The following is a 9,915-nucleotide window of genomic DNA, read 5'->3' on the forward strand; positions in this document are numbered from 1 at the left end:
CCTCCGAGCGGGGTGATGCCGCGCACCGAGAAAGGTGTCAACGGGATGAGACCACCTCTCGGGTAGCGCTCGGGAGCGAGAAGACCGTTGTAGCCGTCCCGGATGCCGTAGCACTCCCAACCGTCGCGGCAAGCGGAGACCACGACGGCGCGGATGACCGCGTTCAGTCCCGGGGCATCGCCGCCACCGGTGTTGATGGCGATGCGTCGGATCGGAGGGCGCCTCGCGGATTTCTTCACGTCGGTTGGAGGCGGCGGGCGGATTCGAACCGCCGAATAGAGGTTTTGCAGACCTCCGCCTTGGCCACTTGGCTACGCCGCCGGAATCGGAGTCGGGAAGCCGTTCTGCGAGTTCAAATGGAGCGGGAAACGGGATTCGAACCCGCGACTTCAACCTTGGCAAGGTTGCACTCTACCACTGAGTTATTCCCGCCCGCGAATCAAGCAACCGTTATATGTACCAAAGGGGCAACGCGTTGTCAAAAACGGGGGCGAGGCCCTACTCGCCGAACGCATTCCGCAGGACTTCGACCCGCGGATCCTCCCCGGATGGAAACCTCACGCCCACGACGTCGAAACGCACCTGTGGCTCCCCGAGCCGTCTGGCCTGGAGGTAGGCCTTGGCGAGCCGGACCAGCTTCCTCCGCTTGACCGCGTCCACTGCGTCCGCCGGCGGGCCGTAGTCCTCACGCGATCTCGCCTTCACTTCCACGACGACCAGCGTTTCTCCGTCCCGGGCAACGATGTCGATTTCGCCGAGCTTCGAGCGCCAGCGCCGTTCGACGATTTCGTAGCCTAGTCTTTCGAGCTCTCGCGCGGCGACGTTTTCTCCGCGCCGACCGAGGTCGCTCGTTCTCCCACGATCCCGCACCCAGCTCAGAAAGTCGGCTATTTTCGTCGCCACCTCGTCCCCGCGGAGGTGTCTTCGAGCACGATGCCGCGAGAATCCAGCTCGCCGCGGATCGCGTCGGCCCGCGCATAGTCTCGAGTCGCGCGCGCCTCGTTCCGCGCCGCAATCAACTTCTCGACCTCCTGGTCGAGAACGACCTTCTCGCCCTGGCCGAAAACACCAAGGACAGTATTCATGCGCTCGATGGCGCCGCGGAATGCATCGGCATCTCCCTTGGTCATAGTAGACGAAGAAAGCGCCGTGTTCCCTCCCTTGACGAGGTCGAATAGCACCGCGAGCGCCGCCGAAGTGTTCAGGTCGTCGTCCATCGCCGCTTCGAAACGCTCCAGAGCGCTCCTCGCCGCTTCTCGGGACGCCTCCGAGGCGTCTCCTGGCCGCATCACCTCGGAGAGGCGATCGAGAAAATCATCGACTCTGCGGATCGCGGTCTCCGCCTGGCGCAGTCCTTCGCGAGTGAAGTTCAGCTGCTGCCGGTAATAGACGGAAAGAAGCAGATAGCGGATGGCCATGGGGGAGAAGCCCTCGTCCACCAGCTCTCGAACGGTGTACTGGTTACCCTTCGATTTCGACATCTTTTCGCCCTCGACGAGCAGGAACTCGGTATGCATCCAGTGTCGGACGAACGGTTTTCCCGTGGCCCCTTCGCTCTGGGCGATCTCGTTCTCGTGGTGCGGGAAGATCAGATCCACTCCACCCGCGTGGAGATCGAACGTCTCACCGAGAAGCTTCATACCCATCGCCGAGCACTCGAGGTGCCACCCGGGGCGACCCGGTCCCATCGGCGCATCCCAGAAAGGCTCGCCGTCCCTCGGTGCCTTCCAGAGAACGAAGTCCCGCAGGTTCTCCTTCGAGTAATCGTCGGAATCCACGCGGGCACCGGCCTTCATCCCGGCGACGTCGATCCGAGAGAGCTTTCCGTAATCGGCGAGCGAATCGACCTTGAAATAGACGGACCCGTTGCTGCGGTAGGTATGCCCCCGTTGCTCCAGCTTCTGGACGAGCTCGATCATGGCGTCGATGTATTCGGGGTCGGTGGCTCGCGGGTAGTGCTCGGCCCGTTGAATGCCGAGCGTATCGCAGTCCTCGTAGAAGTAGTCGATGAATTTCTGAGTGTACTCGCGGAGGGGAACTCCCGCCGCGTTGGCGCCCTCGATCGTCTTGTCGTCGACGTCGGTGAAATTCGTCACCTGGGTCACGCGATATCCCTTGAATTGCAGGTAGCGCCTGAGGATGTCCTGGGAGACGAAGGTGCGGAAGTTGCCGACGTGACCCCGGTTGTAGACGGTGAGGCCGCACGTGTACATGCGCACGTGGCCCGGCTCGATGGGCTCGAACGGCTCGAGCCGCCCGCCGAGCGTGTTCGTCAGCTTCAAAACCATTTTGTTTCCTTCAGTTCCGCTGCACGACCATCAAGGTCAAATCATCCGTCAAGCCGGCGTCCGCCGCAAAGACACGAACACGGCTTACCAGCTGGGCGACGATCTCGCGTGACGGCCGGCCTCTGAGTCGGGTCGCGAGGTCGATAATCCTTTCATCCTCGAACTCCTCCCCCTCGGGACTGCGGGTCTCGGAGAGCCCGTCGGTGAACATGACGACGAGATCTCCCGGCTCGAGGAAGACGCGCCCTTGCCGCGTCCGAATCTCGGGGAGAAGGCCGATCACCGGCGCACCCTCGACCAGCCGCTCGACCTCACCGCCTTGCCTCACCAGGAGAGGATAGCAATGGCCGGCATTGATGAAGTTCAGCTCGCCCGTCGTTGCGTCGAGGGAGGCGAAAAAAGCGGTGACGTAACGATTCAGCTCGGTATTTTCGTAGACGATCTCGTTCAGACGGACGCTCAGTGCGTCGAGGGTCAGGTCGCCGATGCCCGCGAGAGCGTGAAGCGCCGCGTGCACCGAGGCCATGAGGAGCGCTGCGCCCGTTCCCTTGCCCGACACGTCGGCGATGACGAGCCAGTGCTTGCTGCCCTCGCGCTTCAGGTAGTCGAAGTAGTCTCCACCCACGGTGAGACAGGGGATGTTGATCGCGGCAATGTCCCAGCCGGGAATATCGGGCTCGCCATCGGGGAGGAGCCCTCGCTGAATCTCGCGCGCGAGGGCCATTTCCTTCTCGATCTTCTGTTTCTCGATCCATTCGCGTGTGAGTCTGAGGTTGTCGAGCGCCGATGCCGCTTGAGACGCGAGGGCGCGAAGGAACTCGCGATCCTCATCGCCGGGCGGCTTGCCCGAGGCTCGTGGCCCGAGAAGGAGCGCGCCATGGCTGACGTCTCCCGATCGGAGCGGAACGACCAGGTCGATCCCCAGGCTCGCCACGAGCGTTCGCATCGATTCGTCGTCCAGGTTCTCGACGCGGCTGTCGTCGGAGAGCGACCCGAAATAGGCGCTCACACGCTCGAGATCCCGACGCCCCTCGGGCTCGAGCGGAACTCCTCTCTCGACGACGACGCTTCCTTTCTCCAGCACCAGTGCCCGAGTGGTCAACACGTGCCCCATCGCGCTGGTGAGGAGCACTTCGTAGACCCGGCTGGCATCGGGGCTCCGGTTGAGCTCGCGCGTGATATCGAAGAGCGAGTTGAGCTGATAGACCTTGAAGGAGAGCCTCTGATTCAACTCTCGAAGCTCTTCATAGATGCGTCCGTTGTCGATCGAAGCGGCGGCCGACACGCACAGCGCTTCGGCAAACATCGTTTCCTCGTCCCCATAGGGCTCGGCTCTCTCACCGAGCAGCAGCAACCCAACGAGCCGGTCGGACTTGGAAAGAGGCATGACCAGCCGAGCTTTCGTCTGACGCATCACCTCCTGAGTCCAGGCCTCGTCCATCTCGCTCGGGATCGGAAGAGCGAGACCCAGCCAGGCGGCGTCGCTGGCTCCTCGTCGGGCAGCGGGTCGCAGCCGCTCGTCGTCTCGGAGCAAGATCCCCGCCCAACTCGCCCTCGTCTCTCCCATGGACACGAACAGGACGAGGTCCAGGATCTGGGAAAGCTCCATGGACCGATTCAACGTGGAGTTGAAATCCAGCAGAGTGAGCACTTCGGAAAGGCGCTTCCGCAACGCCGGATGCTCTATGCGAGTTACCAGAGGGGCGAGGGCCTGCTGGTAGCGGTACGAGGTGGGCTTGCGCTCCGTCGGCATCATCGAGCCGGCCGAGGCCTAGCGTCCCTTCTGCTTGTAGCGAACCATGACGCACATGTTCCTGCCGGCGCCGGCCTTGGCGTGCTCGACCTTGTCCATCATCTCCCGCATGATGGTGAGCCCGAGCCCACCCTTTCGCCTCTTGGCCACGAGGTCTTCGAGATCGAAATCGGGAACGGGAAGCGACTCGAGGGCTTCGCCGTCGTGAAAGATCACGATATCGAGACTCTCACCCTCGGGATCGAAATGAACTTCGATCGAGTGCCCTGGCTCACCATGGTAGGCGTGCTGGATAACGTTCGTCGCCGCCTCGTCGACCGCGAGGGCAATCTTCTCTGCCTCGGAAGCGTCGAACCCCGTTGACTCGGCGAGGCGACGGGTGAGCTCGTGCACCATGTGCAGATAGCGACTCTCACTCGGGAAACGAAGCTCCATCGCGGCGCGACGTTTGGGGCCGTCGTCTTTCCCGCCCCGCCTCGAAGCCTTTCTGGGCATGTGGGACAACCGGTGGTCAGCCCGCTACGTAGCTGTCAACACCCTCGCGCTCGGAGCTGAGCACCTTGCAGAGGTGGTTGAAGCCGAGCACTTCGAAAATGTTCCTCACCGTATCGTTCAACTCGGCGAGCCGGATGTCACCACCCCGGGATCGAACGTCTTCGATCATGCCCATGATGACACCCAGCCCTGCACTCGCGATATAGGCCAGACCTTCACCGTTGATGAGTATCTTCCGATGCCCGGCTTCGAGAGCTTCTTGAAGAGCCTGCTCGAACAGACGGACGGTGTGCGCATTGATGAACCCCTTGGGGACGATGACGGTCACTTCGCCAATCTGTCGACTCTCGACGGTCAGATCGGGCACGTACACTCTCCTCGCCGTGTTGGGTACGAAATGTTATAGCACAAGGTTCCGTCCGCGCGCGTGAAAGAAGCGCCGAGCGTGCTCGCGGTCGCGATGGAGTTGCGATTCGAGCTCGCTCGCCGACGTGAACCGCACCGTGCCCCGAATCCTCTCGTGAAAGAACAGTCGCAGGGTCGAGCCATAGATGTTGCGATCGAGCTCGAACAAATGGGTCTCGACCGAGTGCTCCTCGATACCGAAAGTCGGCCTCCGCCCGACGTGGGTCATACCCTGGTAGACTCGGCCGTTGACGAGGGAATCCGTCACATAAACACCGTCGCCCACGAGAACGTCTCCTTCCACCTCGAGATTCGCGGTGGGAAAACCCATGAGACGACCCCGCCCCGCACCTTCGACCACGCGGCCTTCCAGAAAGTAAGGCCGCCCCAGCATCGCCGCTGCCTCGTCGACCTGACCGCCCGCCAGGGTGACTCGAACTCGCGAGCTCGAGATCATCTCGCCGCGATGCATCGAAGCATGCACTTCGTGCACCACGAAACCGTGCTTGTCACCGAATGCCCGCAGGGAATCGAGGTCTCCCGAACGACGCCGACCGAAGCGAAAGTTCGCGCCCAGTACCAGCTCCCTGACTCGAAGGCGGCCGACCAGGATGCTCTCCACGAATTCACGAGGCTCGATCCGCGAGAACTCGAGAGTGAACGCGATGATCAGGAGCTCGTCGAGGCCGGTCGCTTCCAGAATCTCCTGTTTCGCCTTCGGCGTGAGGATGCGCTTGGGGGCCTCCGCCGGCCTCAGCACGCTGATCGGATGGGGCTCGAAGGTGACCGCGATCGCGTGGGTGCCGAGAGCCCGGGCGCGCTCCACGAGCAGATCGATGGCCCGACGGTGGCCGCGGTGTACGCCGTCGAAGTTGCCGAGGGTAACCGCCGGCCTGGCATCTTCCGGTAATCCTACGTCGGGGTAACGACTGACTCTCATGGCTGCGATCGCGACCCCTAAACCAGGAGGTCAGCGGCTCGAGGATCGTACCGAAGGCGTCGGCGCAAAGCTAACGTCGTCTGGAAGGATCTCTCGGGAGATGGAGAGGTAAGGAGACCCCGACGGGCCCAGTGCTTGAAGCGTGACACGGTCCGCTTGGGTCTCGTAACGAAACGATTGCCCGGACGCATCGGTGAGATCTTCGGGGGCGACGAGCGGCGGGGTGGTATTCACGAGGTCGTCGAGGCTTCCCGGATAGACGCCGAAAGTGAGATAGTAGCTCCGCAGTGCTGCAACCACGCGCTGCATGCGGGCGACGTCTCGACTGCGGGCTATGGTGGCGGCCTCCTCGCGCATGAAGCTCGGCCGAGGGGGAACGCGAAACGGCTCCCCCAGGGAAATGAGGAACCCGGAGGCCGCGAGCACCAGCACCGCCACGAGAGCGATCTTGCCCGCGGTCTCGCCTTGGGCCGGAACGTCGGCATGGGGGAGACCCGGGCTGACTGATTTCGCCTGTTCCTGGCCGGCGGCCACCACGAGTTTCCGGTCGACGAAGTCGAAGAGCGCCCGGCACACGTCGAAATCCGACAGACCGGTCAGCTCCATGACGGCGGCCACGGAACGCTTGCCATCGAGAAGCTTGTAGATCGTCCCCTCGAGCGGACTCAAAACGACCTCGGAGATGAGGGTAGCGGTACCGCCCCCCTTGCCGGAGAGCAAATCGAGCGAAGCTTCGAGCCCGCCCGCCTCTTCGGTGGACGACTCCTCGATCCGGATCTGATCCTTCGGAACGAGCGGGCGAAATACGAAGTCAAGCGACGGAATCCGCTTCTCGATGATCGGCCACTCGTCGACGCGCCGAATGCCTTCCATGAGGATGTGGTCCGTGCTGACCGGGCTCATGTTCTCGCGGTCGTAGTCCGCTCCCGCCGCGGGGTCGAAGTGATATCGTCCCGATTTCCAACGGAAGACTCGAAAGACGATCTGCTGGACCTGTTCGGAAAGAGCCGCTTTCAGATCATCGCGGCTGATGTACCCCTGATTGGTCAAGATGAAACCGAGACGTTGCATCGAGACCTTTTGCTTGGCGAGGGCATCCTCGAGGGCGTCTCGCCGAAGTGTCCGCTGTCGCACGAGGACGTTTCCCAGCAGGTCGTCGAGACGACGCACGGTGGAGTCGGCGTGGACGACCATCCCCTGCTCGAAGACGACGCTCACCGTCTCCCGCTCGTTCTCGAGCGTGAGCAGCCCGGTCTTTCGCTGCATCCCGATGAGCTGAAAGATGTCGGGAAGCGCGAAATCCTTGAGCGTCCCAGAGAGAGCCATCGTTCAACCGTTCAGCGGGGGTCTTGCCACCACATTCGCGGCACCCAGTACGAACGCCATGACGAACAACAGCCCGTAGGAAACGTCGGCTTCGAAGCCGAACAATCCATCGGGGAGAGAGTACAACGCACTGCCGAGAATGAGGAGCGACGCACCCAGAAGCCAGAAGAACAGCAAGAGCGCACCGACGAGCGGCATCCCTTCGCCGATGTGGCCGGCACCAGGCACGATGATGGAGAGCAGTCGAAAGACTCGAGACCGCCGATTCGTGTCCTGTTCGACGCGAGCCAGTTTTTCGTTTCGCGCCAGCGCCGACACGCCATCCCTCATGTAGAAGAGGTGGTAGCACTGGGTGCAAACGGCTTTCCGTCCGGTGCCAATCTGGCAACGCCCACAGAAAGCACTCCCGCACTTGCGGCAGCGCTGTATGAGGCGGCGATCCTTGAAGGCGATCTCGAGAACCAGGATCAGCAGGCCGAAGAATATGGGCGCGGCTACAAATCGAAATGCCCAGCTGTTGGAGAAGGACGCAGTGAGAAAGGAAAGGACCTTCTGCTCGTGCAACCCTTCGGTCAGGCCGTAAAACTTCCCCAGGATGTCCATCTCGTCGAGCTTCTGGTCGGCGACCACGCGGTAATTGCCCGTTCGCCTCTCATGGGCCGCGACCGCCGCGGCATCGACGCTCTCCGCTCTGACCCGGGCGTCCTGCCGCTCGGCGAACTGGAAGTTCTCGGCATGGGCGAGGCTCTTGTTGTAGAAAGCCATGGGGAGCCTCGCACCCGCCCCGATGACTTCGTTGTACTTGACGAGGGCTCCATCCCAGTCCCTCTGGGCGAAGTAGATGTTCCCGAGGTTGATTCGCGCCTCGAGATCGTTGGGCCAGACCTCGATGATCCGTCGATACTGGTTCGCGGCGAGCTCGTAGTCACCGAGATTCTTGTACTGTGTCGCGAGCAAGAACTGGAGATCGCGATCCTCGGGATGCTCATTCACCGCTTCCCTGAGCGTGCGCACATCCTGGAGATCGAAAGTTCCCGTCACCGAGGAGAGCGCTGCTTGATAGAGCGGATTGGCCGAGGTCCGAGCCCAAGCAGGATAAAGCTCCGCGAACGGAGCGGTTGCGAGAATCACGAGGAGACAGGACAACGAGACGACCCTCTCCCTGACGCTCTGATATCCGAACGTGATCGCCAACCAGTAGGGCGCCAGCCAACCCGTTCCCATGGTCAACATCATGGGAAGGAGCAAGACCCCGAGCGTCGCCGCGAGCACCGCCTGCGTCCCGATCCGATCGCCGAAACGCTCCTCGATGTCGTGCCGCAGCAGCACCCCGTATCGATAGATCATGACGAGGGCCACGATGAAGTAGAGCATCATGAGGCTCGAGAACACCACGTAGGTGAGATTCCAGCTGGCGTAGGCCCCGTTTCGCTCGGATCGCAAGGCAAGCAACTGGGCTTGAAACCGGTAGACCGTTGCGCTCAGAAATCCGACCCCCCCCTCGCGCTCGGCGAGACGGGCCAGACCCCAGTAGGCGGTGGGGAGATCGGGGTCCAGCTCTCGAGCCACGTCGAAGCGCTCCCTCGCCTCTTCGAATCCACCCTGTTCAACCAGGGTCAGCCCGCGATAAACGAATGCCATCGCCACGTCGTGAAGGTTGAACGCGTTTCGCTCCACTCGAAGGCGTTTGATCTCGTCGAGCATGCGGCCGGCTGTCTCCACGTCCCCCGACGTTTCGGCGAGAAGATACCGACGCCAGTAGTGCTCGAACGACGTGTGGAGAGAGATGGGGATCTCTTCCTCGGCCCCGACTTCGGCCCCCGCGCGCGCGGTGCCGAATCCGGTGCAGCCCAGGACGAGCAGCCAACCGATGGCAGCCGTCCGGACAGGTGGTCGCACGAGTCCGCGCATGCGTCGGTGTCGACGCACGTTTGGAGCCCTCGACTTCGCTTCAGTTTCGGCTTCTGGGTGCGAAGGCACCTACCGTAGTCTCCTTCAGGACCTCGATCGCGGAAATCTCAATATCTTGTGAAGATGACAGGATTCCCCGTCCACGTTGCCGGGCTCATGGACTCTCGGTTCCGAAGCCGGGGTCAATAAACTAAGATAACATGCCGTCATGGGTGGATCAACACACACCAATAACCGTATCTTTCGTCTTGTCAGCGCTTTAACGTGCCCCCGCACCTGGCTCACGCGGGAGACGGCGTGAGTTCGGGCCGGGCCTTCGAGGAGCTCCTTTCTCTGATGGCGCGCCTCCGAGGCGAGAACGGCTGTCCTTGGGATCGGGCTCAAACCCAGCAATCGCTGCGGCCTCACGTGATCGAGGAGGCTTACGAGCTCGTCGAAGCGATCTCCCAAGGACGCCCGGATTCCGTCCGTGAGGAGCTGGGTGATTTGCTCCTGGAGGTGGTCTTCCTGACGCAGATCGCGACCGAGGAAGAAGCGTTCTCCATGTCCGAAGTCATCGGTGAGATTCACGAGAAGCTCGTCCGCCGACATCCCCACGTGTTCTCCGACCTGCCCGCAGCCAACCGTGACGAGGCCCTCGCGAGGTGGGAGGACGCCAAGTCGCGAGAGAAGCCCAGGCGCGAGTCGGTGTTGGATGGTGTGCCCCGGTCGTTCCCGGCGCTGACCCGAGCGCAAAAGCTCACGAGCCGCGCGGCGCAAAACGGCTTCGATTGGCACTCGGGCGCCGAGGTGAGGGC

At 62.4% G+C, this 9,915-nt stretch carries 10 protein-coding genes and 2 tRNA genes; 1 reads left to right on the forward strand and 11 read right to left on the reverse strand.

The features are described 5' to 3' along the window. The 11 genes from VEK15_01565 to VEK15_01615 all read right to left on the reverse strand — a co-directional run. On the reverse strand, positions 1-239 hold a 239-nt coding region (locus VEK15_01565; GenBank protein HXV59352.1), incomplete at its 3' end, for a 6-phosphofructokinase. Positions 240-245: 6 nt separating this feature from the next. Further along, a tRNA-Cys gene (locus VEK15_01570) sits at positions 246-321 on the reverse strand. Positions 322-357: 36 nt separating this feature from the next. Continuing rightward, positions 358-432, reverse strand: a tRNA-Gly gene (locus VEK15_01575). Positions 433-498: 66 nt separating this feature from the next. Next, on the reverse strand, positions 499-903 hold the full coding sequence (locus tag VEK15_01580; GenBank protein ID HXV59353.1) for a YraN family protein: 405 nt from the start codon (positions 901-903) through the stop codon (positions 499-501). Next, entirely contained in the window at positions 888-2,288 is a 1,401-nt protein-coding gene (gene cysS / locus VEK15_01585) for a cysteine--tRNA ligase (protein HXV59354.1), read from the reverse strand. The genes VEK15_01580 and cysS overlap by 16 nt, the downstream gene beginning before the upstream one ends. A 10-nt stretch (positions 2,289-2,298) precedes the next feature. Continuing rightward, positions 2,299-4,044 carry a SpoIIE family protein phosphatase gene (locus VEK15_01590; protein ID HXV59355.1) on the reverse strand — a complete coding sequence of 582 codons (1,746 nt, stop codon included), beginning with the start codon at positions 4,042-4,044 and terminating at the stop codon, positions 2,299-2,301. A 15-nt stretch (positions 4,045-4,059) separates the two neighbouring features. Then, positions 4,060-4,536 (reverse strand): ATP-binding protein, encoded by a 477-nt coding sequence (locus tag VEK15_01595; GenBank protein ID HXV59356.1) that lies wholly within the window; start codon positions 4,534-4,536, stop codon positions 4,060-4,062. Positions 4,537-4,552: 16 nt separating this feature from the next. Further along, the gene (locus VEK15_01600) at positions 4,553-4,903 is read right to left on the reverse strand and encodes an STAS domain-containing protein (GenBank protein ID HXV59357.1); all 351 of its coding nucleotides are present in this window, start codon (positions 4,901-4,903) and stop codon (positions 4,553-4,555) included. 33 nt (positions 4,904-4,936) lie between these two features. Next, complete coding sequence (locus tag VEK15_01605) at positions 4,937-5,881, reverse strand: bifunctional riboflavin kinase/FAD synthetase (GenBank protein ID HXV59358.1); 945 nt, start codon at positions 5,879-5,881, stop codon at positions 4,937-4,939. 30 nt (positions 5,882-5,911) lie between these two features. After that, on the reverse strand, positions 5,912-7,207 hold the full coding sequence (locus VEK15_01610) for a DUF4388 domain-containing protein (protein ID HXV59359.1): 1,296 nt from the start codon (positions 7,205-7,207) through the stop codon (positions 5,912-5,914). Between the two features lie 3 nt (positions 7,208-7,210). Then, positions 7,211-9,106: a tetratricopeptide repeat protein gene (locus tag VEK15_01615; GenBank protein ID HXV59360.1), complete on the reverse strand. Its 1,896-nt coding sequence runs from the start codon at positions 9,104-9,106 to the stop codon at positions 7,211-7,213. A 309-nt stretch (positions 9,107-9,415) separates the two neighbouring features. On the opposite strand from VEK15_01615, the gene VEK15_01620 reads away from it, so the two are divergent. Further along, positions 9,416-9,915 (forward strand): MazG family protein (locus VEK15_01620; protein HXV59361.1); only part of this gene is annotated, 500 nt, incomplete at its 3' end.

Source organism: Vicinamibacteria bacterium, assembly GCA_035620555.1.
In the GTDB taxonomy this organism is placed as follows: Bacteria; Acidobacteriota; Vicinamibacteria; order Marinacidobacterales; family SMYC01; genus DASPGQ01.

What these genes read in the sequence shown, in the direction of transcription:
- VEK15_01595 (HXV59356.1), bottom strand. Translation starts at nt 4,536, where the DNA reads ATGCCCAGAAAGGCTTCGAGGCGGGGCGGGAAAGACGACGGCCCCAAA.
- VEK15_01610 (HXV59359.1), bottom strand. Translation starts at nt 7,207, where the DNA reads ATGGCTCTCTCTGGGACGCTCAAGGATTTCGCGCTTCCCGACATCTTT.
- VEK15_01590 (HXV59355.1), bottom strand. Translation starts at nt 4,044, where the DNA reads ATGATGCCGACGGAGCGCAAGCCCACCTCGTACCGCTACCAGCAGGCC.
- VEK15_01605 (HXV59358.1), bottom strand. Translation starts at nt 5,881, where the DNA reads ATGAGAGTCAGTCGTTACCCCGACGTAGGATTACCGGAAGATGCCAGG.
- cysS (HXV59354.1), bottom strand. Translation starts at nt 2,288, where the DNA reads ATGGTTTTGAAGCTGACGAACACGCTCGGCGGGCGGCTCGAGCCGTTC.